Origin of the sequence: Moraxella sp. E33BD (assembly GCF_041807865.1) — a bacterium.
In the GTDB taxonomy this organism is placed as follows: Bacteria; Pseudomonadota; Gammaproteobacteria; order Pseudomonadales; family Moraxellaceae; genus Moraxella; species Moraxella haemolytica.
The window spans coordinates 158,043-180,285 of record NZ_JBGTZD010000001.1 but is presented as its reverse complement, the minus strand read 5'-3'; the positions used below and the strand labels follow the sequence as shown (position 1 = coordinate 180,285).

General features: G+C 42.2%; 21 protein-coding genes. 14 read left to right on the top strand and 7 right to left on the bottom strand.

All coding sequences use genetic code 11. The features are described 5' to 3' along the window. Positions 1-118: 118 nt before the first annotated feature. Positions 119-586 (bottom strand): Lrp/AsnC family transcriptional regulator, encoded by a 468-nt coding sequence (locus ACERC6_RS00820; protein ID WP_284674406.1) that lies wholly within the window; start codon positions 584-586, stop codon positions 119-121. A 180-nt stretch (positions 587-766) separates the two neighbouring features. Between ACERC6_RS00820 and leuA the strand changes: the two genes are divergently transcribed. Next, positions 767-2,509 (top strand): 2-isopropylmalate synthase, encoded by a 1,743-nt coding sequence (gene leuA / locus ACERC6_RS00815; RefSeq protein ID WP_373627356.1) that lies wholly within the window; start codon positions 767-769, stop codon positions 2,507-2,509. Between the two features lie 152 nt (positions 2,510-2,661). Here leuA and ACERC6_RS00810 read toward each other — a convergent pair whose 3' ends face one another. After that, positions 2,662-3,327, bottom strand: coding sequence for a TerD family protein (locus ACERC6_RS00810; protein WP_373627355.1), 666 nt, complete (start codon positions 3,325-3,327; stop codon positions 2,662-2,664). Positions 3,328-3,554: 227 nt separating this feature from the next. On the opposite strand from ACERC6_RS00810, the gene ACERC6_RS00805 reads away from it, so the two are divergent. Beyond that, positions 3,555-4,349, top strand: coding sequence for an META domain-containing protein (locus ACERC6_RS00805; RefSeq protein WP_373627354.1), 795 nt, complete (start codon positions 3,555-3,557; stop codon positions 4,347-4,349). 116 nt (positions 4,350-4,465) lie between these two features. Here ACERC6_RS00805 and ruvC read toward each other — a convergent pair whose 3' ends face one another. Continuing rightward, positions 4,466-5,053 carry a crossover junction endodeoxyribonuclease RuvC gene (gene ruvC, locus ACERC6_RS00800; protein ID WP_373627353.1) on the bottom strand — a complete coding sequence of 196 codons (588 nt, stop codon included), beginning with the start codon at positions 5,051-5,053 and terminating at the stop codon, positions 4,466-4,468. Positions 5,054-5,221: 168 nt separating this feature from the next. Between ruvC and ACERC6_RS00795 the strand changes: the two genes are divergently transcribed. After that, the gene (locus tag ACERC6_RS00795; protein WP_373627352.1) at positions 5,222-5,800 is read left to right on the top strand and encodes an FxsA family protein; all 579 of its coding nucleotides are present in this window, start codon (positions 5,222-5,224) and stop codon (positions 5,798-5,800) included. 105 nt (positions 5,801-5,905) lie between these two features. Here ACERC6_RS00795 and ACERC6_RS00790 read toward each other — a convergent pair whose 3' ends face one another. Then, positions 5,906-6,847, bottom strand: a complete 942-nt coding sequence (locus ACERC6_RS00790; RefSeq protein WP_373627351.1) for a LysR substrate-binding domain-containing protein — start codon at positions 6,845-6,847, stop codon at positions 5,906-5,908. 250 nt (positions 6,848-7,097) lie between these two features. On the opposite strand from ACERC6_RS00790, the gene ACERC6_RS00785 reads away from it, so the two are divergent. The 4 genes from ACERC6_RS00785 to ACERC6_RS00770 all read left to right on the top strand — a co-directional run bounded on the left by ACERC6_RS00785 (position 7,098) and on the right by ACERC6_RS00770 (position 11,935). Continuing rightward, positions 7,098-8,927 (top strand): MFS transporter, encoded by a 1,830-nt coding sequence (locus tag ACERC6_RS00785; protein ID WP_373627350.1) that lies wholly within the window; start codon positions 7,098-7,100, stop codon positions 8,925-8,927. A 17-nt stretch (positions 8,928-8,944) separates the two neighbouring features. Continuing rightward, positions 8,945-9,778 carry a peptide chain release factor N(5)-glutamine methyltransferase gene (prmC, locus tag ACERC6_RS00780; protein ID WP_284674414.1) on the top strand — a complete coding sequence of 278 codons (834 nt, stop codon included), beginning with the start codon at positions 8,945-8,947 and terminating at the stop codon, positions 9,776-9,778. Positions 9,779-9,839: 61 nt separating this feature from the next. After that, positions 9,840-10,619: a HesA/MoeB/ThiF family protein gene (locus tag ACERC6_RS00775; protein WP_284674581.1), complete on the top strand. Its 780-nt coding sequence runs from the start codon at positions 9,840-9,842 to the stop codon at positions 10,617-10,619. Positions 10,620-10,648: 29 nt separating this feature from the next. Beyond that, entirely contained in the window at positions 10,649-11,935 is a 1,287-nt protein-coding gene (locus tag ACERC6_RS00770) for an ABC1 kinase family protein (protein WP_373627348.1), read from the top strand. A 25-nt stretch (positions 11,936-11,960) separates the two neighbouring features. Here the strand turns inward: ACERC6_RS00770 and ACERC6_RS00765 are convergent, their stop codons facing one another. Beyond that, positions 11,961-13,337, bottom strand: a complete 1,377-nt coding sequence (locus tag ACERC6_RS00765) for a DUF3482 domain-containing protein (RefSeq protein WP_373627346.1) — start codon at positions 13,335-13,337, stop codon at positions 11,961-11,963. Between the two features lie 199 nt (positions 13,338-13,536). Between ACERC6_RS00765 and ACERC6_RS00760 the strand changes: the two genes are divergently transcribed. From ACERC6_RS00760 to sodA, 7 genes are all read left to right on the top strand, one after another. After that, complete coding sequence (locus tag ACERC6_RS00760; RefSeq protein ID WP_373627345.1) at positions 13,537-14,715, top strand: carboxynorspermidine decarboxylase; 1,179 nt, start codon at positions 13,537-13,539, stop codon at positions 14,713-14,715. A gap of 134 nt (positions 14,716-14,849) precedes the next feature. Further along, positions 14,850-16,088: a saccharopine dehydrogenase family protein gene (locus ACERC6_RS00755; RefSeq protein ID WP_373627344.1), complete on the top strand. Its 1,239-nt coding sequence runs from the start codon at positions 14,850-14,852 to the stop codon at positions 16,086-16,088. An 85-nt stretch (positions 16,089-16,173) separates the two neighbouring features. Beyond that, a complete protein-coding gene (locus ACERC6_RS00750) occupies positions 16,174-16,770 on the top strand; it encodes a 6-pyruvoyl tetrahydropterin synthase family protein (RefSeq protein WP_373627422.1) in 597 nt (198 codons plus the stop codon). Next, on the top strand, positions 16,770-17,198 hold the full coding sequence (gene tsaE / locus ACERC6_RS00745) for a tRNA (adenosine(37)-N6)-threonylcarbamoyltransferase complex ATPase subunit type 1 TsaE (protein WP_284674420.1): 429 nt from the start codon (positions 16,770-16,772) through the stop codon (positions 17,196-17,198). The genes ACERC6_RS00750 and tsaE overlap by 1 nt, the downstream gene beginning before the upstream one ends. Before the next feature lie 22 nt (positions 17,199-17,220). Next, the gene (miaA, locus tag ACERC6_RS00740; protein ID WP_284674421.1) at positions 17,221-18,291 is read left to right on the top strand and encodes a tRNA (adenosine(37)-N6)-dimethylallyltransferase MiaA; all 1,071 of its coding nucleotides are present in this window, start codon (positions 17,221-17,223) and stop codon (positions 18,289-18,291) included. A 60-nt stretch (positions 18,292-18,351) separates the two neighbouring features. After that, positions 18,352-18,978 (top strand): RNA chaperone Hfq, encoded by a 627-nt coding sequence (hfq, locus tag ACERC6_RS00735; RefSeq protein WP_373627342.1) that lies wholly within the window; start codon positions 18,352-18,354, stop codon positions 18,976-18,978. Between the two features lie 164 nt (positions 18,979-19,142). After that, positions 19,143-19,754: a superoxide dismutase [Mn] gene (gene sodA, locus ACERC6_RS00730; RefSeq protein WP_373627341.1), complete on the top strand. Its 612-nt coding sequence runs from the start codon at positions 19,143-19,145 to the stop codon at positions 19,752-19,754. Positions 19,755-19,840: 86 nt separating this feature from the next. Here the strand turns inward: sodA and mnmC are convergent, their stop codons facing one another. After that, positions 19,841-21,751: an FAD-dependent 5-carboxymethylaminomethyl-2-thiouridine(34) oxidoreductase MnmC gene (mnmC, locus tag ACERC6_RS00725; protein ID WP_373627340.1), complete on the bottom strand. Its 1,911-nt coding sequence runs from the start codon at positions 21,749-21,751 to the stop codon at positions 19,841-19,843. A gap of 35 nt (positions 21,752-21,786) precedes the next feature. Beyond that, a complete protein-coding gene (locus tag ACERC6_RS00720; RefSeq protein ID WP_373627339.1) occupies positions 21,787-22,065 on the bottom strand; it encodes a YciI family protein in 279 nt (92 codons plus the stop codon). Positions 22,066-22,243 lie beyond the last annotated feature (178 nt).

Genomic DNA, 22,243 nt, shown 5'->3' with positions numbered 1-22,243 from the left:
TATAAAAATACCGTAATTTTTGAGTTTTTGATATTTCTTTGGTGCTGTTAAATGAAACAGGGTCACTTTGGTGACGCTCCCTTATATACAAAGAGTTGGGATAATAATTACTTAAATATTATAGCACATCTCTACGAAACACTTCACGCAGTTCAAAACTGGTATGTAACTGGCTGACACCTTCAATTTTGCTTAGGCGATGTAGTAAAAATTCTTCATAATGTGCCATGTCTTTGACCATGACTTTGAGTAGGTAGTCCTCTGTGCGTCCTGTTACTAAACTGCATGACACCACCTCATCAAAGGCTTGGATATGATTTTCAAACTCGTCAAATCGTTCGGCAGTATGTTTATCCATACTCACCGCCACAAATACTGACAGCGTGTAGCCAAGTTTGGTAGGGCTGGTGTGGGCGTGATAGCCTGTGATGATGCCCAGCTCTTCTAAGCGTTTGATTCGGCGAACCACAGGCGTGGCTGATAGGCTAATGCTCTCGCTAATCTCTGCCACAGGTAGGCGTGCGTTATCGGTTAAGAGTTTTAAAATCTTGCGGTCGGTGGTATCTAAGATAATGGTATTAGTCATGATGATGTTGATGTGGTGATTTTTAGTGAATTTTACTATAAAAAATAGTATTTTTGGTTAATTTTGATAAAAATTATAAAAAATTTTTGTAAAATTGGTAAAAATTGGTGTGAAAATTTGCTAATATAATTAGTCTAGTGATTTCTTTTTTTAATATGATTATATGCAGGAAAATCAGCCATGAGTCAATCTGCCAATACCCCTAGCATCATCCCAAAAAATCCAGCCTTTGATTTTACAAAGTATCGTCCTTTTGAATTTGCACCGCACATTCTTGACCGTACTTGGTGCGATAAACGCATAGAAAAAGCACCCATTTGGGCAAGTGTGGATTTGCGAGATGGCAACCAAGCCTTGATTGACCCCATGACCATCGAGCAAAAATTAAGGTTTTTTAAACTGCTTGTGGCGGTCGGTTTTAAAGAAATTGAAATTGGTTTTCCTTCTGCTGCTCAAGTGGAGTTTGATTTTACCCGCTTGCTAATTGAAGGCGGTCATGTGCCTGAGGATGTTACCTTGCAGGTCTTGGTGCAGGCTCGTGAGCATTTGATTGAACGCACCTTTGAGAGCTTAAAAGGTGCCAAAAAAGCCATTGTCCATGTTTATAATTCCACCTCAAAAGTACAAAGAGATAAGGTCTATCAACTTGATAAAGAAGGCATTAAAGCGATTGCGGTTAATGGGGCGACTTTGCTAAAAAATATTGCTAAACGCTATCCTGATACTGAATGGACTTTTCAGTATAGTCCAGAAAGCTTTAGTCAGACCGAGACCGATTTTGCCATAGAGGTATGTCAGGCGGTATGTGATGTGTGGCAGCCTAATAATGGTCAAAAAGTGATTTTGAACTTACCTGCCACCGTTGAGGCAAGCACGCCAAACTTATATGCCGACCAGATTGAGTATTTCTGCCGTCATTTGCCTAGTCGTAAAGATGTCATCATTAGCTTGCATACGCATAATGACAGAGGTTGTGGTGTTGCAGCGAGTGAACTGGGTCTGATGGCGGGGGCGGACCGTGTGGAAGGGACGCTTTTGGGGAATGGTGAGCGTACAGGCAACATGGATATCTTGACGATGGCGATGAATTTGTACACGCAAGGAGTAGATCCAGAGCTTGATTTGTCGCAAGTGAGTGAAATCGCTCAAGTGGTAACAGATTGCACCAATTTGCCAATTCACCCACGCCACGCCTATGTGGGAGAGCTTGTATTTACGGCGTTTAGTGGGTCGCATCAAGACGCCATCAAAAAGAGCTTGGATTATAACGAGGCTCACCCAGAGACTGAGCAACATTGGGATGTGGCATATCTGCCCATTGACCCTGTGCATATTGGACGCAGTTATCAAGATGTGGTGCGTATCAATAGCCAATCTGGTAAAGGCGGGGTAGCTTATATCCTACAACGCCATTATGGCTTTGATTTGCCTCGCTGGACGCAGATTGACTTTGCAAAAGTGGTGCAAAGTGAAACAGAAGCGTTGGCTCGTGAATTAAAAACCGATGAGCTTCTTGATATTTTTACTCGTACTTTCTTGACCCAAGATGTTTTTGAATTGAGTGATTACCAAATCAATAACAAAGGTGGGGAGGTTTCCTTTAATGGTCAAGTCGCCACACCAGAGGAAGTGTTGGAAATCATGGGGCAAGGCAATGGGGCGTTATCAGCGTTTATTGATGGGTTAATCAAGGCAACAGGTAAGCAAATTCATGTAACCAATTATAGCGAGCACGCCATCAACACCAAAGCCACACCAAGTGTGCTAGATGATGAGCTTGGCGACAACCAAACACATTCGGCAGCAGCATCATATGTACAGCTTAATGTATCTGGCAAGGTCTATTCAGGCATTGGTATGTGTCATAGTACCGTCTCGTCCATGCTAAAAGCGGTCTTGTCGGCATTATCGCAGGCGTGGTAACGATCCATCGCATAAAACACCCATAAAGTACAAATAAAATCAGCATGATTATGACAAAATCGTGCTGATTTTATTTGATGGGTTTATCAAATCATATGTCTAAATAAGCCATAAAAGAGCAGACCAAAAGTCTGCTCTTGATTGTAAGACAATCAATTCATACCAGATGGACCGGTCAGATTTAGCACATCTTTGATACTGTGTAGGATTTTTGCCAAATCATCATGCTTAATGGGTGTTAACGGAGAATGCACCACCCAATCATCATTGTCTTTTTTTAGGTGCCAAGCGATGATTGCCTGTGTGTCTTTATCCAAAGATGGTAGTTCAATCTCATGTAGCAGAATGTCGTCATTGTCTCTAAGCTCAGCGACGCCTTTATTGCTAAGATGTAATGAATGCTTATGGTAACTTGAAATAACAATAGCAATATGATGAATGTCATCGGCTAGTTTATCTAGATATATGCTGATTTGTTCTTGATTAATAAATTTATCTTCAAACTCTATTGCTCCAACCAGTGCATCGCCACCATGACGGACGCTGGCATCTTCGGTTCGTATCTGCCCATAATGTACACAGTCCACCACTTCTCCTGCCTGATTAAGTAGCACACAGCCCATGTCAATATCCATGGAGATGGGCTGTTTGCTGATGGCGGGTAGGTAAGCGAGATATTTTTTTAATCCTTGTTTGGGGATTTTGGTTTCTTCATAGCGTATGGACGGAATTAAGATATGTCCTGTACTATCAAGTTCTCTTAAGGTTTTGGGTTCAAAAAAGGTCTTTAAAGGCTTGTCAAAGTTGGACTGGGTCATGAAACTATCCATTGAAAATTTAAGCTATTGTAGCAAATTTTCCCAATCAATCTCAACAAGTTTAGTTGTGTGCTTAAATTTAATGTGGGCTTGTTTAAAAAGATAAAAATTTGATGATATAAACATTATAAAAATACAACGATATTAACTAAAAACTAACATAGCCAATCATTTGGTCATGCTACACTATAAAAACCCCATATCTTTAGGCAAAATTAGCATCCATCATGAAAACCAGTTTTATCAAATACAGCTTAGCCCCATTGATGCTATCTGCTCTACTTGCAGGCTGTCAGGCACATGATACCATTCATACAACCAGCATTGCCACTGCCAAAGATTCGGTGGATGATACTACAGTTGTGCCGACCAATCAAATGCTTGCTCAATATGACTGGCAGTTGATACGAACTGAAGATAAGGAAGTGGTGCCATTTTTGGCGAACACAATCCTTGATTTTAAGGGTAATCAACTTGCCTTTAGTGTGGGCTGTAATAGACATTTGGGTGAATTTACACTCAGTGATGGTCTTTTGTCATTAGACAAAACAAGTCTTATCACCACACGAAAGTCCTGTGAAAGCTCGCTACATCAAGCAGAAAATGCACTCATTACATCGCTTGAATCAGCAAAACTGAATTTTATATCCACAGATAAAAAGGCCACGCAGGCGACACTCGCCATCAGTAGTCGTGGCAAATCTTCACTTTGGCAAGGAAAGCGAAAGCCTGACCTGCTATACGGCGAATCTGTCATACTGTATTGGGAGATTGATGCCAAGCCTGTCGTCTGTGCCAATAATACCCAAGAATGCTTAAAAGTCCGTAATATACGCTATGATAACTATGGGGTAAAAATTGGAGCGGGTGCTTGGCGATATTTTGATGGTAAGATTGAAGGCTACAAACATGACCTAAGCCTTAGTCAGATTATCCGCTTAAAAGCCTATGGCAACACTGCCACGCATGATACCCCTGTGTATATTTATGACGGTGTGGTGGAGTCGTCTCTTGTTGAGTAATCCATGATTAGCAGGTAGTACTTTTATATTAAAAACAAAAAAGCACCTCATAATTTTAGGTGTTTTTTTGTTTTTAAGGATGATTTGTTGGTTGCTATGATTTTTCAGAGAGTGGGTTAGGTTTTTAGGTGTAATGCATCTTCTTCGGATAATCGCCAACGACCTTTTTTCTTAGAAGCACTGCGTCCAAGTAGAGCGGTATTGCCTAAAAGTTTATGCATGGAATGGCTAGAATGAGCGTGGCAGATGGCACACGCCAAGCCGTCAGCGGCATCGGCTTGCGGAACAATTTCTAATGATAAAATACGACAAACCATCGCTGAGATTTGTTCTTTTTCGGCGGCCCCATAGCCACACACTGCCTGTTTTATTTGGCGGGCGGTATATTCTGAGACGCTCAAATTCAGTGCAGTTAAGGCGGCAATAGCAGCCCCGCGAGCTTGTCCAAGTTTTAAGGCAGAATCAGGGTTACTTGCCATGAATACTTGTTCAATGGCGGCGTGCATGGGTTGATTGCTGTGTTTTTGATGGTGTTGGACGATGCGTGAAATACCGCCAAAAATCTGTGCAATGCGATTGGGCATATCGCTACTGTCTGTGCGAATCGTACCTGCATCTAAATAGGTCAGTTTGTCGGCGGTAGCGTCAATGATGCCGTAGCCTGTCATGCGTGAGCCGGGATCTATGCCGATGATGATGGTCATAATGGGTGTGTAATATGTTAGTGAGTGAAGCAGGTGGCAGTTATGCCTTGCTATACAAAAATTAAAAAAACTTTGGGTGTGTGGCTTGAAAAATTTGCCAGTTGCCCAAATTGTCTATAGTATAGCCTATTTTTGGCATTTTTTTAAAATTTTGTGTAAGGAATGAGTATGGGTGCAGTCGTTGGCATTGCTTTGGTTTGGTTTATTATTGAGATGTTGCTTTGGTATCTTGCGGCACAGTTCATCAGTGGTTGGTGGGTGTTCTTTTGGTTTATTGTAGCGATTTTCATCGGTCTGATGCTTATAAAAAAAGCTGCCAGCACTCTTAATCCAATGGCACAGCAAGTAAAGCAGATGCAAAACGGCGTTATTCCCAATCCTGCCAATCAGCCTGCTGAATCTAAGATTGCCAGTTCGGTTGCTAAGGGTGTTGCAGGTATCTTATTCTTATTGCCAGGTTTATTGAGCGATGTTGGTGCGGTAATTTTATTGATGCCTGCAGTACAAAGAAAGCTGACGGGTGCCGCTAAGAACTATGCTTTAAAAAACCAAGATAAAATCATGCAAATGATGTCCAAGCAAATGGGTGGTCAAAATCCATTTGGTATGGGCGGTGTTAATCCGAACAATCCTTTTGGTCAAGGTGGTGGCTTTAAGAAGGGTGGGTTTGGTGGTACGACCGTTGATGGCGAGGCCAAAAGTGTGCAAAAAAACATAAAAAAAATTGGCTCTGCTAATGATGAATGACACTTACTGATGAATCACAACCATGATAAATCCGTCCTTTTGGGCGGATTTATTTATGCTAAATTGTTTATTACACATTGTTTATGTTAATCAAGTTTGTGCCAATCAGTTTGAAAATTGAGCTTGGCAAAGTTTAATGAATTCATGCCCAAACTTACGAATCTCGCTATCATCACGCACTGCAATCCAACTGGTAAATCGCCCAAAATGCGTGATGGGAATGGCAATCAAATCAGGATAATGTTTGGGTTCATATGCCATCTCTGCAATGATACCAATGCCTAAACCTGATGAAACATAGGTGCTGATGACATCAGAGTCTAGAGCTGCTAGTACAATCTCAGGTACTAGACCTTCTTGGGCAAAAACCTTGTCAATAGAATTACGCCCTGTAAAGCCACCATGATAGGTAACAATCGGATAGCTTGCCAAAGTTGGTAAGTCCACGCCATTTTCTATACCTGATAGGGTAGCAAGCTCGTGGTCTTTTGGCACGATGACGACATGCGACCAGTCATAATAGCGATGGCAACGCAGTATGTCATTATTCAGTAGTGATTCGGTGGCGATGCCAATATCTGCTTGACCACGAATCACCATTTGGGCAATGGTTTCTGGGTCGGCTTGCTGTAATACCAGATTGACTTTGGGGAATTTATCTCGAAATGCCTTGACGATTTTTGGCAACACATAGCGAGCTTGGGTGTGCGTAGTGGCGACCGTCAAAGTACCTGCTGCTGCATTATTAAAATCAAGGCTTATATTCTCAATGGTGCGTATTTCAGCAAAAATTGCTTCAATGTGTGGCAAAAGTGCCTTACCGATGGGGGTGAGTCCTGTCAAGCGTTTACCTTGTCTGGTGAATACATCGGCTTTTAGCTGATTTTCTAGGGCGGCGATTTGTTTGGACAGGCTTGATTGACTGGTGTGTAATAGTTCGGCTGCTTGGCTTAGATTGTAGCCATTGACGATGGTGTGCCAAACGGTTTCAAGTTGCTTAAGCTGAATTTGTAAATGACGCTGATTGATGACGATGTCAATTGCCATAAGAATAATCCAAGTATGCTCACAAAGCTGTGGCGTGGCTTTAAAATTTTTATTATAAAAATTTGGTATGGAAAATAAACCGCTAAGAAAGTAAAAGTATATTCCAAAATTGCATAAAATTCAAAAAATCGTCTGATTTTATGCCTAAATTGGTGGATTTGGTGTGAATACACTTTGCAAAAATCATGATTTTGTTCTAATATGCACACATTTACAAACTCTTATTTGATTGAATCTCCTTGGATTGCTTATGGCTGATACAATGCAACACTCTTCGCCTTGGTTGGTGTTTAAACAGACTTATCTGACAAAAAATGCCTTAATTATGCTGATGCTTGGGTTTTCGGCAGGGTTGCCTTATTTTTTGGTGTTTTCAACGCTGAGTATATGGCTTGTAGAAGCACAGATTGATAGAAGTAAAGTAACGATGTTCGCTTGGGCAGGTTTGGCGTACTCATTCAAATTCTTGTGGGCACCTTTAGTGGATAGCTTATCCATTCCGTTTTTGCACCGCTATTTGGGCAAGCGTCGCAGTTGGCTTTTAGTTGCACAGCTTATGATTATTCTGGCGGTTTGTCTAATGGCATTAACCAGTCCAAATGCTGATAGCATCACTTCACTTGAAATGATGGCACTATTTGCGGTACTACTTGCCTTTTCATCAGCTTCGCAGGACATCGTTATTGATGCGTATCGTATTGAGGTGGTGCCTAAGTCCATGCAAACAGCATTTTCGGCGTTGTATGTCTTTGGCTATCGTTTGGGACTTATCATCTCTGGGGCAGGGGCTTTGTATTTGGCGACTTATTTTGGCTCAACAGAAGAGATGTATCAGTACATTGCATGGAAGCAGACCTATTTTGTTATGGCATTGGTGATGGGTGTAGGTGTTCTAACAACTTTGAGTGCCAATGAGCCGCACACCCAAATATTAACGCCCATTAAACAAAAACTCAATGATAAAATTATGGGCTGGTATGCACTTGTGGCTCTTGTTCCGATGGGGTTATACGGTCTTTGGTATCTATTAAACCAAATTTGTGAGCGTATCTTGCAAGTGGAGAATCATCCTTTTGTCATCTCTGAGGCGGTGGCAAATTTTGCCAGTATGTACGGGATTGCCATGCTCATTCCTGCACCGATTGCTTTGATTTTCTTGTTATTTAATCAGCCAAAAATGAAGTCGGTACTGACAAATCAGGCGGTGGTCAATAAACAAGATGCTAAAAACAACCTGCGTCTGGTGATGCTATTTGTCGTGTGTATGGTCGGTTTTATTTTTGCGTTTCGTATCTTTGGTGATGTCATCATTGGTGATGTCAAGCATTCTAATTTGGTGGGTTTTTTGCTTGAGAGTGTGCGTTTTATCATCAGTGTCTTGGTGGCTGCCATCGTTGCCCATGTATTGATTAAGATTAAATTGGTTCCTAAAGAAGTTGCTGCTAAAAATTGGATTGAGCCTATTTTGGAGTTTTTTGATACTTATGGAAAAAAAGCAGTACTGATTTTGGCATTGATTGGTTTGTATCGCATCTCGGACATTGTTGCGGGCAATATTGCCAATATCTTTTATCAAGATATGGGCTATACCAAAGTGCAGATTGCAGATGCCAGTAAACTTGTGGGCTTAACCATGAGTATTTTGGGTGGTTTTTTGGGTGGATTTATTGCTCAAAGAATGAAAATCATCGCCGCCATGATGGTTGGGGCTATCTTGGCTGCCGTTACCAATCTGCTGTTCATCGCTTTGTTTTATGAGCCGACAGCGGGTATGTTGTATGTTGCAGTTATCGCTGATAATCTGGCAGGTGGTCTGGCGAGTGCGGTATTTGTGGCGTTCTTATCGGTACTCACTTCCATTCGCTTTACGGCAGTGCAGTACGCTTTATTTTCGTCTTTGATGACCCTATCACCAAAAATTTTGGGTGGTTATTCAGGGAGTATTGTGGAAGCAACAAGTTATCCAACTTTCTTTTTGATTACCTGCTTGTTGGGTGTGCCTGTGCTATTTTTGGTATATCTGGTGGGTAAATACATTAAACTTGGTGATGAAAAATTTACCTTAAAAGATGAATCATAGACGGTATAAACTCAGTCATGACAACACTTAGTATTCATAAAATCAAGCAAATGTATAGACATGGCAGTCTGCCACGCCATTGGTGGCAGGGTTGGCTATGTTTTGTGCTTAACTGCCCTAGTAGTTGGTTGATTAGCCATGAAGAATACATACTAAAACCTAATGAACAAGCCAAGTTTGTAGCAGGCATGGCAAAGATGGCACAGGGCGTGCCACTTGCATATTTGACAGGCGATCAGGAATTTTTTGGTCGTTCATTTTGGGTTGATGAATCCACCTTAATACCTAGGGCTGATACAGAAAGGCTTGTTGAAGTGGTGCTTGAATGGATAGGTAACCAAACCTTTTGCAAGGCGGGTAATCTGTTGGATCTTGGTACAGGTACAGGCTGTATTGCCATTACACTTGCTAAAGCATTGCCCACTTGGCAGGTGTTGGCGTGTGATGTGTCAATGGCAGCTTTAAAGGTTGCACAAAATAACGCTCACCGCTTGGAGGCGAATAATTGTCGCTTTGTACATTCAGATTGGTTTGATGATGTATCGGGTAGTTTTAATGTGATTGTTTCTAATCCGCCTTATATCGCCAAAGATGATGAGCATTTAGCGCGACTCACCCATGAACCCATGACTGCATTGGTTTCGGATAACGCAGGCATGGCGGATATCGCTCATATCGTTACAAAGGCAAGGGAATTTTTGACTTGTGGGGGCTTATTGGCGATAGAGCATGGCTATGACCAAGCATTGGCTACTCGCCAGTTATTCTTGGATTCTGGTTATCATGATGTTGCTGTTGTTTGTGATTATGGCGGTAACGACAGATTGACCGTTGGAGTATGGCGTGGTTGATGTTCAGATGAATCAAAATGAGATAGATGAGCAAGATGGCAATACAAGCCAATCATCAGACATGATCGATGTTTTAAGCGATGCTGAACTCATGAGATATTCTCGGCAAATTCTTTTAGATGATTGGGATTTGTCAGCTCAGCTTGAACTAAAAAAAAGCCATGTGTTAATTGTGGGCATGGGTGGTTTGGGGTGTCCCATCTCTCAGATTCTGGTGCGAGCAGGGGTGGGGTGCTTGCATTTGGTTGATTTTGATGTGATTGATGAGAGTAACTTGCAAAGGCAGACGCTCTTTACCACTGATGATGTTGGGCGGTCAAAAGTTGCTGTTGCCCACCAAAAACTTGCCAAACACAATGAATTGGTACGCATCGTCTCAACTGACATTCGCCTAACCAATGACAATATTGGTAGGGTATTTGATGAGTGTGCTGGCAGATTGCCCAACCTTGTGATTGACTGCACCGATAATTTTGCCATTCGTGATTTGCTTAACCAAGCTTGCCAAACTTATGGCGTGCCACTGCTGTCCAGCTCGGCAATCGGTGAGGTGGGTCAGTTGGCACTGTTTACCAACAAAACAGGCTGTTATCAGTGTCTGTTTGGTACAGATAAGGGTGATGAGATGACTTGTGCGACTTCTGGCGTGCTTGGCAGTACGGTATCTGTCATTGCGTCCATGGCATCGCAAGTGGCACTGGATTTTTTGGGTAGGCATCATAACCCCATTGAGCATCAACTTGTGCTGTGGCATGGTCGAGAATTTAGCCTAAAAAAAATACGCTTCACTCAAGATGAACATTGCACCATCTGTAATAAACAACTTGAAAAATCATCATAATTTTTTTAACCAACACAATCAACGCCATTATGCCTATAAAAACATCTCCGCTTGCCATCATCAAACAGTCTGCTAGCACAGGGCTAAATGTGCTTGGGCGTATTCAAAAAACAGCCAGTGTGGCAGGGCTGTCAGCACTGAGAGTTGCCAAAGGTGAAAAGATGGATGCAAATCTGCTAAAAGATGCCTTTGAGCAGATGGGCGTAACCTACATCAAACTTGGTCAATTTATCGCCAGTACGCCATCAATTTTTCCTAGAGAATATGTACTGGCTTTTCAAGATTGTCTTGATCAGACCACGCCTGTTCCATTTACTGAGATTTTGGCGATTTTGCGTGAAGAGCTTGGGACAACTTGTGATTTGGATGAAATATTTGAGTATATAGACCCCAATCCATTGGCATCGGCAAGCATTGCACAAGTGCATCGTGCAGTGCTTACTGATGGCAGGCAGGTGGCATTAAAGGTGCAAAAACCTAAAGTAGGTACGATTATTCATACCGATTTGACTGTGCTTCATGGTGGTTTTTGGGTTATTGAAAAGATGATGCCAGTCATGCGTACTGCCAATATCGCCCCAATTTTAGACGAGATACGCAAAAGAATGCTTATGGAGATAGATTTTATCGCTGAGAGTCGCCACATTGAGCGGTTTTTGGCGTTTTTATCTCGTACTGGCAATGCCAAAGTAACTGCTCCTACTGTACATCATCATCTAAGCACTAGGCGAGTTTTGACAATGGATTTACTGGTGGGTAGATCGCTTGTTGATGAGACGCTTGGACTTGCCAAAGATACCACAAAAGCCCAAAAGGTGATGAGCGATGTATTGGATACTTGGTTTTTATCCTTGATGACGACAGGGGAGTTTCATGCGGATTTACACGCAGGAAACTTAATGATGCTTGATGATGGTAGGATTGCCTTTTTGGATTTTGGCTTAGTTGGGCAAATTGAACCAAAGAGTTTGGAGGCTTGCTTTACTTTGGTACAAAACTTGCAAGCCAGTGATTATCATGGCATGGCACAGGCGATGGCACAGATTGGCATGACGCATCAAAAAGTTGATGTTACTAAACTGGGTGAAGATTTGCACGGGATGCTTGGCAAAGTCGGTCAGGATAATCAGCCAGAAGCACTCAATACCATGATGCTTGAGATGGCTGATGTTGGCAAAAAACATGGCATTCATTTTCCGCAAGATTTTGCCTTGCTACTAAAGCAGCTGTTGTATTTTGACCGCTTTATGGTAACGCTTGCACCTGAAATGGAGCTGTTTGAAGGTGAACGGTTAAAAGTCATCAGTGCCAACTGACCAACTGTTATTGACTGTAATGCCATCAATCAAGCGTTGATAAATGCTCTAGTAGGGTGATGCTTAGTTTATCGCTAAGCTCTTGGCGCAATCCAATATTATCTTCATAATACCCATCTAAGCTAGAGTAGTGCGGATAAGCACGAGCTTTTTTTAGTGAAGTTGGTAGCCCATGACTTTGCCATGGCAAGCTACCACTTGGATTGTCTGTTACCACCGCATGCAGACTGGCATGACCACGATGACGCAAGGCGTGATGTAGATTTTGGGCTCGTGTGGCAAGTAGAGTTAAGGTTGCATCATCAATGGTTAAGGTCTGTATGCCCAATGCCTTATCACGAATGGCATTGGTATTGGGCAAAAGTCCACCAATAATACCACCTAATGCTGTACCAAGCCCTAGACTTGCCCCTAAAGTTGCCACATCGATACCCGCACCTACCACCATACCTGTAATGCTACCACCTGCGGTGCGAATACCATGGCGAGCTAATAGTTCGCCATCAAATATGTCCTGCTCACGACCTTGAATCTCAATATCGTGTTCATCAATAGCGGTGTTATAAAACTGATATAGGTGCAAAAGTTTTTCTTGCATGATATCTTCAGACTGACGCACAGCGTTTTGCATGGCATTTAGGGTGGGGGTGGTGTCTTGGCTTTCGTCAATTTTCTTACTAAAACTTGCGACATTTACCAAAAAATCAGCAATGATAAGAGAGCCTTCTTCTGCCATGTCTTGCCAAGATTCTTGGCGTTCTTGTTGTAGGGTGTTTAGACTGTCCTTTTCAACACTTAAAGTCGCTAAATTCTGCCAAAGTGCCATCTCGCCATCAAAATCAAATGCCACTGTATCAAAGGTATTGACCACATATAGGGCACGCCGAGACAGCATGAGTCGCCATAGCTGCATATTGTCTTCATTACCTTTAATAAAGTTAAACACAGGCAGTACAGGTGTGCCACTGATTGCCAAAATGGCAAGTTCGTCTTTATATTTTGGTAGTACAGGCTCACGCGCATCAATCACATAGATGGCAATGTCAGCTTGAATCAGACTGCGAATGACTTTGGCTTCTTGGCTAAAATCATCGCCTAGGCGAGCATCACTCTCATCGGTTGCCGATAAAAATGCCAAGAGTCGTTCAATGCCATCATCTCGCCCATTGGTATAAGCCTGCACAAAGTCCATAACCCCTGAGGCATCTTCTAAACCAGGAGTGTCGTGTAGGGTTAGTAGTAGCTTGTTATGCTTACCAAAAATATGCACAGCTTCGACATGCTTGGTGGTGGCAGACTCATTCTTGACTTCGCCAAACTGAGCATCTCTAAGTAGTGTACGCATGAGCGAGGTTTTGCCGACATTGGTGTGTCCGATGACCGATAAGATGGGTGTTTTCATACTATGATGGGTGGCATTATCAATGAATTTGAATTTTATTGTAGCATTATTTGGATTGCTGATGGGTGGGGAATTTGTGAGTTTTTAAAAATTGGTGTGTTCATTGCGATATTTTGGGCAATCTTGATGAGCTGTTTGAAAAAATTGTGCTTTTGGGAAATTATGCTAAAATGTGGTGGTTTATTTTGCCTTATTTGTCATGAATACAAAGAGATTAGCCATGAACCAAGCGATTGATTTAAACGATTTGCCTACGCCATACTATCTGATTGATGAACACGCAATTACCGACAATCTTGCCATCATTCAAAAACTATGCCAACTGTCAGGAGCAAAGGCATTGCTTGCGTTAAAGTGCTTTGCTACTTGGGGGGTGTTTGATGTCATGCGTCCTTATTTGCATGGCACAACATCATCATCGCTATTTGAAGTTCGTTTGGGGCATGAAGAGTTTGGTGGAGAGACGCATGCTTATAGTGTGGCGTATGCCCACGATGAGATAGATGAGGTGCTCAATCATGCTGACAAGATTATCTTTAATTCTATCAATCAGCTTAACGCCTTTAAAGAAAAAGCCTACAAAAAGGGCATTCCTGTAGGACTTAGATTAAATCCTAATACCAGTAATTCTGCGTTTTTGTTGGCAGACCCTGCTCGTCCGTTTAGCCGATTGGGGGAGCATGATGTAAGCAAGGTGCTTGCGGTGTGTGATGACATCAGTGGTGTCATGTTGCATTATAATTGTGAGAATGCTGACTTTGCAGCGTTTAGTCAGAGCTTAGATGATATCGAGATTAAGTTTGGGGCGATGTTATCTTGCCTTGATTGGGTAAGTTTGGGCGGCGGCATTCATTTTATTGCTAAAGATTATCCGCTTGAGGCGTTGGCACAGCGATTAAAAGACTTTGCGACAAAATATGGCGTGCAGGTTTATCTTGAGCCAGGCGAGGCGTGTGTTCATAATGGTGCACAACTGGTAACTCGAGTGCTTGATGTGATGGAAAATGGCAAAAAGCTGGCAGTAGTGGATGCTGCTACCGAAAGCCATATGCTTGATTTACTAATTTATGGTCAGCCAACCACTCTAACAAGCATCAATGGTCAATCGCTAAATCTATCTGCATCCGAGCATCAAAATAACACCATTATCTATGGTAAGACTTGCTTAGCAGGAGATATTTTTGGTGAATATGCCATTGATACGCCACTACAAGTGGGCGATAAAGTCGCATTTGGGAATGCAGCTGCCTATACGATGGTTAAGAAGAATTGGTTTAATGGCGTGGGTATGCCTGCCATCATCATTAGACGATTAGATGGCAGTATCATTCAGCAGCGACGCTTTGATTATAAGGATTATAAAAATAGTCTATCATGATATGAGTGATTTGTTGTGATGGCGTGGGGCAAACTTTATAAACGGATGCTTGGTGATTTGTCAATTTTGTGTATTTAACTTGTATGTTTGGCTCAAGGTTTTTTTGTGATTGATGGGAATTTAGGAGAAAATATATGAATAAACCCAATATTTTAATCATCGGTGCAGGTGGCGTAGCTCAGGTGGTTGCTCATAAAGTAGCTCAGTATCGTGAGTATTTTGGCACTCTTCATATTGCCAGTCGCACTGTGAATAAGTGCCAAGCCATCAGCGATAGTGTGCAACAAAAACAGCATATTTCCCTACAAATTCATACCATCAATGCTCTCAATGTTGATGAGTTAACTGATTTTATCCGTAGTATTGAGGCAGGTATTGTCATCAATGTTGGTTCGTCCTTTATTAATCAAAGTGTACTCAAAGCCTGTATCACCACAGGGGCAAGCTATCTAGATACCGCCATTCATGAAGAGCCAAATAAGGTTTGTGAAACACCGCCTTGGTATGAAAATTATGAATGGCGACATAAGGCGGCGTGTGAGCAAGCGGGCATAACTGCTATTTTGGGTGTGGGTTTTGACCCTGGTGTGGTTAATGCTTATGCTCGCATTGGTGTGGATTATTTTGATGAAGGGCAGATCACCGACATTGACATCATTGATATTAATGCAGGCAGTCATGGTAGATATTTTGCTACCAATTTTGACCCTGAAATCAACTTTCGAGAGTTTACAGGCGTGGTTTATACTTGGCAAAACCGTAAATGGCAGACCAATCAGATGTTTGAGGTGAAACGCACGGACGATTTGCCAGTTGTGGGTGAGCGTAGTAGCTATCTGTGTGGTCATGATGAGATTCATTCGCTACACAAGAATCTAGATGTACCTAATATTCGTTTTTGGATGGGGTTTGGCGATCATTATATCAATGTATTTACTGTTCTAAAAAATCTTGGGCTACTGTCAGAACAGCCAGTCATGACCGCAGAAGGGGTGGAGATTGTACCACTAAAAGTTGTCAAGGCGTTGTTACCAGACCCAAGTTCGCTTGCCAAAGACTATACAGGGCATACTTGCATTGGCAATAAAATGCGTGGCAAAAAAGACGGCGTCAAGCAAGAAATATTTATTTATAATATCGCCGATCATGCTAAATGTTATCAAGAAGTTGGTAGTCAGGCAATCTCATACACCGCAGGCGTGCCAGCAGTCGCAGCGGCGGTGCTGATTGCCAAAGGGGACTGGAGAGTAAATAAAATGGTTAATGTTGAAGAGCTTGATCCACGCCCATTCATCAACCTACTAAATGATATGGGATTGCCGACCCATATCCAAGATGAGAGCGGTCATCGCTTGTTGTCATTTGATACTTGAAGGTTGGTGAATGAACATAAAAAACCACTTCATCAGTCCAACTTTATGATAAAATGAAGCGACAGACTTGATTTATCTTAATATTATGCGTATTCGTAAACTCTTTAAATTTGAAAATGCTCATGTGGTGCGTAATTGCACCTCTGAGCGTTGCAGTCGTTCTATTCATGGGCATAGCTATCAAGTTGAGCTTATTCTTGAGGCACAGGCTTTTGATGATGGGCAAATGGTCTATGACTTTGGTCTATTAAAATCTCACATCAAAGAACTTATTGATAGCTTTGACCATGCCATCACTTTTTGGAATAAAGATGATCCAAGCTATATTCGTGCCTGCAAAGAACTATCGGCTCGTTGGGTATCTCTACCTGTTTCGCCCTCAGCAGAGCAGTTTAGTCGTGTGATTTTTTATTGGGCGGATAAAGTGTTAAAAAATACTGTCATGCAAAACAATGAACAAGATGTCAGTATTTATTCTGTCATTGTGCATGAAACCGCCACAGGCTATGCTCAGTGCTTTCGTGAAGACATTGACAATCTACGCATGGGTGCATTATCGCTTGATGGCTTTGAGTTTAGTGAGCAAGTTCAGGCGGAGTGGAGCGATCCTAAGATGTTTGAAAAACTAAAACAAGAAGAGCGTTTTTTCAATCCACCACCCTTAAGACAGGTTAAAGTTTAATGAAAATTATTTTGGAAAATGAGAAAGATACCGAGCGTCTGGCAGTTGCCTTAGCCAAAATGAACCCTGTGGGTAGTCTGTGGTTGTCAGGTGATTTAGGGGCGGGCAAGACGACCTTTACTCGCTATCTTTTGCGTGCTTTAGGTCATACTGGTGCGGTAAAAAGCCCAACTTATACTTTAGTCGAATCCTATCGCATCAATCAAAAACCTGTCTATCATGCCGATCTTTATCGTCTAAATGACCCAGAAGAGCTTGATTTTATTGGGTTTTTTGAGTATTTTGAAGAGAAAGATTCGCTTGTCATCATCGAGTGGGCAAGTCGTGCCGAAAGTCTTTTACCAAAGCCTGACATACAGCTAAAAATCACAAGACAAGCCCATGATGCTCGATTGGTTGAGATTGTTGGTGTGGACTTATCTATTTAATGCCTTACTTAACTGATTTGCCATGACTTTAAATTATAAAAATTTGCCTGATAACACTGTGTTATCGCTCATCGCACCCACTGCCAGTGGCAAGACGAACTTGGCTTGTCGGCTGTATGAGACAGGGAGATTTGAGCTTATCTCGGTTGATAGTGCTTTGATTTATCAGGACATGAACATAGGTACGGCAAAGCCATCTGATGGGGAGTTAGCCTGCTTTCCACATCATTTGGTCAACATCATTAAACCCACCAAGACTTACAATGTGGCAAGTTTTGTGGCGGATGTAGAGATGCTGATTACTCAAATTCACCAACAGGGCAGAATACCGCTACTCGTTGGTGGTACGATGATGTATTACATGGCACTTTTGGACGGATTGTCTGCCGTTCCTGATACTGATATTGCCACACGAAAAATGGTGATGGCATGGCTTGATGATAAAGGTGTTGGTGAGCTATACGAGTATTTACAAACACACGACCCAAAAATCTGCCAACGGCTTAAAGTTACCGATACTCAGCGTATTACCAGAGCGGTAGAGGTGTATTTACAAACAGGTGTGCCGATGAGTGTGTGGCAGCAGACCCCAAAAGTCGCTCTTTGCCACAATCCTAAGCAGCATTGGATTACCTGTTCAGTGGAGCCTGACAGAATGTGGCTACACGACCGTATTGCCAAGCGATTGGATATCATGTGGGAGATGGGGCTTGTTGATGAAGTTGTCTCGCTACTTAAAAAATACCCCGACTTGACTGCTGATATGCCGTCCATGCGATGTGTCGGCTATCGGCAGGTGATTGACTTTTTGGCGATATCAGGGCATGAGGTCATGCAGACCAATGAGTACTGGATGGGATTTTCATCACTCATGCAGGCACAATGGCATGATTTTGTTAAAAAAACACAAAAACAGCCTGTAAATCCCCTACAAATGGCTTGTCAAGACATGAAAAATAAGGCATTATATGCAACAAGACAGTTAGCGAAACGCCAATCTACTTGGCAGCGTAGCCTTGCTCGTCTTGAGGGTACTTCATCTTTGATTGTACCGTTTTTTAGCATACAAGAAGTACAAAATCAGTTATTATAATATTAAGCCTGTTTGGGCGGATATTTTTTGCATGAGTTTCTGTTATTTTGGAGAATTTCTATGTCAAAAGGGCAAAGTTTGCAAGACCCATTTTTGAATGCACTTCGTAAAGACCGCATTCCTGTCTCTATTTTTTTGGTTAATGGTATTAAATTACAAGGACAAATCGAATCATTTGACCAATATGTCGTTCTCTTAAAAAACACGGTCAGTCAAATGGTTTATAAGCACGCCATCTCAACCATTGTTCCAACCCGTAACCCTCGTACAGATAGCGTTGTGCCATCAGGTCCTCAGTCAGGCTATCCAAACGCCTCTATCGGTGTGATGTCATCAAGTAGCTATCAAACTAGCGTGGCATCAGGCAATGCGAGTACAGGCTTTGAACGCCAAACAGGTTTTGGTACTCGTCCTGTGGGAGGATTTACACGCACGCCGCCATCGGATAACTTCGGCTCTCGTGGATTTGAGCGTGGTGGCTACCCACAGGGTAATGGCATGAATGCAGGCTTTGACCGTGCTGCCTTTGATGAGCGTGGCTTTGATGGCAAAAACTTTGAAAAAAAGCAAAGTCGTAGCATTGAGCGTGGCGGTTTTGATGACAAGGGTTTTAGTGATAAAGGCTTTGATGAAAGAGGCTTTGATGCTAAATTTGGCCACAATAATGACGAAGGTTTTGATAACTGATCATTGATGGTAATTTTGTCGTTGGCATTTGTTCTATGGCTTAATTTTACTTAAATGAATGAAAGATCATCAAGATTTACTTGATTTTATACTCTCAAACCCTTATTTAAAAAGAGCGGTAAAACGCCGTTCTCTCACTTTTATCTAACAAAGGAAAATATATTATGGCATTTACATTACCAGAACTTGGCTATGCGTATGAAGCCCTAGAGCCACATTTTGACAAAGAGACCATGGAGATTCACCACAGCAAGCACCATCAAGCCTATGTAAACAATGCAAACGCAGCACTTGAAGGCACTGAGTGGGCAGACAAGTCAGCTGAAGAAGTGATTGCTAATCTAGATAAAATCCCTACCGAGAAGCAAACAGCTGTTCGCAATAATGCTGGCGGTCATGCCAATCACAGCTTATTTTGGACCATCTTAAAAACTGGCACAGAGCTAAAAGGTTCACTTAAAGAAGCCATCGAGCGTGATTTTGGTTCTGTTGATGCTTTTAAAGAGCAATTTGAAAAAGCTGCACAAACTCGCTTTGGTTCTGGTTGGGCATGGCTGGTAAAGCAGGGCGATAAATTGGCAGTGGTCTCTACCGCTAATCAAGACAGCCCATTGATGGGTAAGGCAGTGGCAGGTTGTGAAGGTACTCCGATCATTGGTCTTGATGTTTGGGAACATGCCTACTACCTAAAATACCAAAACAAACGCCCAGACTACATTAAGGCGTTTTGGGATGTGGTAAACTGGGACGAAGCTCAAAAACGCTTTGATGCCTAATCACCACGCCTTTGATGGTCGTAATGACAACAAAAAAAACAGCTATTTATGGCTGTTTTTTTGTTGATACATGACTGTAAATAAAGTCAAGCTGAGTTGTCGGTAAGTGGCGTTAGTAGGCGAGTGCGTTGTGGACTGATTTTTTTGATGAGATGGTCGCAAGCGGGTAAAATCTCATCGCACACCATGCCGGCAATAATCTCGCCACATAGTGGTGAAAAGGTAAAGCCCTTTGATCCCATGCTGTACATGGCATAGATGCGATCAGAAACTTTGCCAATAATGGGGTGGTAATCAGGTGTTTGGGCTCTAATACTGGCACGACCTTGTAGTTGCTGTGTGATGGCATTATTTCCTATGCCTAGTGTGCTTGCAATATTAGGCAGGCTTTGAGTGAGTTTATCAATGTTAAATTTATGCTCATCTGGCATGATAGCAGTATGCGTTTCATTGCGAACAAAACTGGCTCCCATCAAAAAACAGTTGTCGCCATCATCGGTGAATTTGGCACAATAGCCATCGTATTTGATGGGGTTTTTGGGTAGTTTGGCGAATGTATCCGTATTTACAGACAGCCATGATATCTGACCACGGATTTTTCGGGGGTTGAATAACTGCTCATGCAGCAAATGGCTTTCAAAACCTGCTGAAATGACTACTTCGTCCGCTACAAATGTCTGATCATTACCGTGTAGCACCACCTGTTTTTCATCGCAACTGATGTGCTTAATATCTGCTTGTTGCCAAGAAATAAGTGGCTCTGATAGCACCGCTTGGGCAAGTTTGGCAGGATTGATAAGACCTGCTTTTGGTATGAATGTATGAATTTTTTGATTAGGATAGATGGCGTCTATTTGATGAATCAAGTCATGCGGATAGGGGTTGATGAGTGCTTGTAGTTTGTCAACGCTTTTTTGGGTGGGTAGTAAAAAATCCACCACGCCCAATGGTTCATAAATGCCGTCTTTGGTATTTAAGCTTTGATAAAAACGCACCGCATACAAAAAAGAAATGGTGGATAGATGATGACTGGCTTGCTCAATTAAAGACAGCTTGGGGGCGAATAACGCTCTAGGATTACCAGACGCACCTGATATGGGGGAGATTTTATCATACAAGCTGACTTTAATGTCTCGTTTGCTCAAAGCCCATGCAGAACACAGTCCTGCAATGCCTGCACCGATAATAGCAATGTGCTTAGGGAATGTTGTCATTACTTTATCATTGCAATGCAATTTTCCTGTAATCATCTCTCGTTTTCGCCCAAATCCTTGCTTTTTTTGTACATCAAAACCTACTGCACTCAGACCACGGCGGACAAATCCTGCTGCTGTAAAGGTAGCGATGGTGGCATTGGGAGAAGAGAGCTTGCGGATAAGCCCAAACAGCTCATCAGACCATAAATCACTGTTTTTACTAGGAGCAAAGCCATCTAAGAACCAAGCATCAACTTTTGATGTATTGAGGTGTAATGTCTTTTGACAGCGGTATATGGCATGGAAGCTGTCCAATGCTTCGCCCAACCATAAATCCAACATGATGTCATTGGCGATATTCATGCGATGACACCCTGCAAGTGGCACAGGATAGCAATCAAGCAAACGGCTAACAAATACTGCAATGATGTCATCATGCAACCAACTACTAAGTGCCTTTTGTAAGTCGGCGTGGCTTAGGGGAAATTTTTCGGTGCTGATGAAATGTAGGCGTGCTTTTTTTGCCAGCCTGCCTTGGTGCTTGAGAGTTCGCCACAGTTTGCACAGGGCTAAAAAATTCAGCCCTGTGCCAAAACCTGTCTCAGCAACAACAAAGATATGGTTGTCATTAAGCTGTGTCAATCGATGGGGCAAGTCGTTGCCTTCAATAAACACATAATGACTCTCATCGAGACCGCCTGCGTGCGAAAAATAGACATCATCAAACTTTTGTGATGTCGGTACAGTATTACCAAGATGATCAAGTCGCCATTTAATCACGGCATTATTTATTTGGTTCATGATGACCGTGAATTAGATTAGATTTTTGGTAAGGCCTAGATAAATGGCTTAATATCCACATGGCTATATACACCGCCATGCAAATATGGTTCATCATCTGCCCATGCTCGTGCTTGTTCAATATCATCAAAATGGGCGATGATGATACTGCCACTCATGGCAGGCTCTCCATGATTGATGGGTGTTGGCCCTGCGATGACAAGGCGATTTTGAGCATTTAGGGTGTTTAGGCGTTCAAGATGGGCGGGGCGAATTTCGCTACGCTTGGCGGCACTGTCCGCTACATCATGACCGATAATGACAAATAAAGGCATAAAAATTCCCAGTATGAATTAAAAAGTAGACCAATAAAAAGACTGCCAATTTGATTGTTAGGTATCCAAAAATACCCACCAAACCCAAAGCAACTGGCAATAAATCTCATAACAATGTATCACTTTAAGGTGTGGTGATTAATGTTGGGCGGAAGTTATTGAGTATGAGTTGTTTTTA

Excerpts from the sequence above, each read along its gene's own strand:
- ACERC6_RS00805 (WP_373627354.1), top strand. The coding sequence starts at position 3,555 with ATGAAAACCAGTTTTATCAAATACAGCTTAGCCCCATTGATGCTATCT.
- ACERC6_RS00755 (WP_373627344.1), top strand. The coding sequence starts at position 14,850 with ATGAATAAACCCAATATTTTAATCATCGGTGCAGGTGGCGTAGCTCAG.
- ACERC6_RS00750 (WP_373627422.1), top strand. The coding sequence starts at position 16,174 with ATGCGTATTCGTAAACTCTTTAAATTTGAAAATGCTCATGTGGTGCGT.
- ACERC6_RS00770 (WP_373627348.1), top strand. The coding sequence starts at position 10,649 with ATGCCTATAAAAACATCTCCGCTTGCCATCATCAAACAGTCTGCTAGC.
- ACERC6_RS00720 (WP_373627339.1), bottom strand. The coding sequence starts at position 22,065 with ATGCCTTTATTTGTCATTATCGGTCATGATGTAGCGGACAGTGCCGCC.
- ACERC6_RS00765 (WP_373627346.1), bottom strand. The coding sequence starts at position 13,337 with ATGAAAACACCCATCTTATCGGTCATCGGACACACCAATGTCGGCAAA.
- hfq (WP_373627342.1), top strand. The coding sequence starts at position 18,352 with ATGTCAAAAGGGCAAAGTTTGCAAGACCCATTTTTGAATGCACTTCGT.
- mnmC (WP_373627340.1), bottom strand. The coding sequence starts at position 21,751 with ATGAACCAAATAAATAATGCCGTGATTAAATGGCGACTTGATCATCTT.
- ACERC6_RS00795 (WP_373627352.1), top strand. The coding sequence starts at position 5,222 with ATGGGTGCAGTCGTTGGCATTGCTTTGGTTTGGTTTATTATTGAGATG.
- sodA (WP_373627341.1), top strand. The coding sequence starts at position 19,143 with ATGGCATTTACATTACCAGAACTTGGCTATGCGTATGAAGCCCTAGAG.
- ACERC6_RS00820 (WP_284674406.1), bottom strand. The coding sequence starts at position 586 with ATGACTAATACCATTATCTTAGATACCACCGACCGCAAGATTTTAAAA.
- ruvC (WP_373627353.1), bottom strand. The coding sequence starts at position 5,053 with ATGACCATCATCATCGGCATAGATCCCGGCTCACGCATGACAGGCTAC.
- miaA (WP_284674421.1), top strand. The coding sequence starts at position 17,221 with ATGACTTTAAATTATAAAAATTTGCCTGATAACACTGTGTTATCGCTC.
- tsaE (WP_284674420.1), top strand. The coding sequence starts at position 16,770 with ATGAAAATTATTTTGGAAAATGAGAAAGATACCGAGCGTCTGGCAGTT.
- ACERC6_RS00810 (WP_373627355.1), bottom strand. The coding sequence starts at position 3,327 with ATGACCCAGTCCAACTTTGACAAGCCTTTAAAGACCTTTTTTGAACCC.
- ACERC6_RS00785 (WP_373627350.1), top strand. The coding sequence starts at position 7,098 with ATGGCTGATACAATGCAACACTCTTCGCCTTGGTTGGTGTTTAAACAG.
- ACERC6_RS00790 (WP_373627351.1), bottom strand. The coding sequence starts at position 6,847 with ATGGCAATTGACATCGTCATCAATCAGCGTCATTTACAAATTCAGCTT.
- prmC (WP_284674414.1), top strand. The coding sequence starts at position 8,945 with ATGACAACACTTAGTATTCATAAAATCAAGCAAATGTATAGACATGGC.
- ACERC6_RS00775 (WP_284674581.1), top strand. The coding sequence starts at position 9,840 with ATGATCGATGTTTTAAGCGATGCTGAACTCATGAGATATTCTCGGCAA.
- leuA (WP_373627356.1), top strand. The coding sequence starts at position 767 with ATGAGTCAATCTGCCAATACCCCTAGCATCATCCCAAAAAATCCAGCC.
- ACERC6_RS00760 (WP_373627345.1), top strand. The coding sequence starts at position 13,537 with ATGAATACAAAGAGATTAGCCATGAACCAAGCGATTGATTTAAACGAT.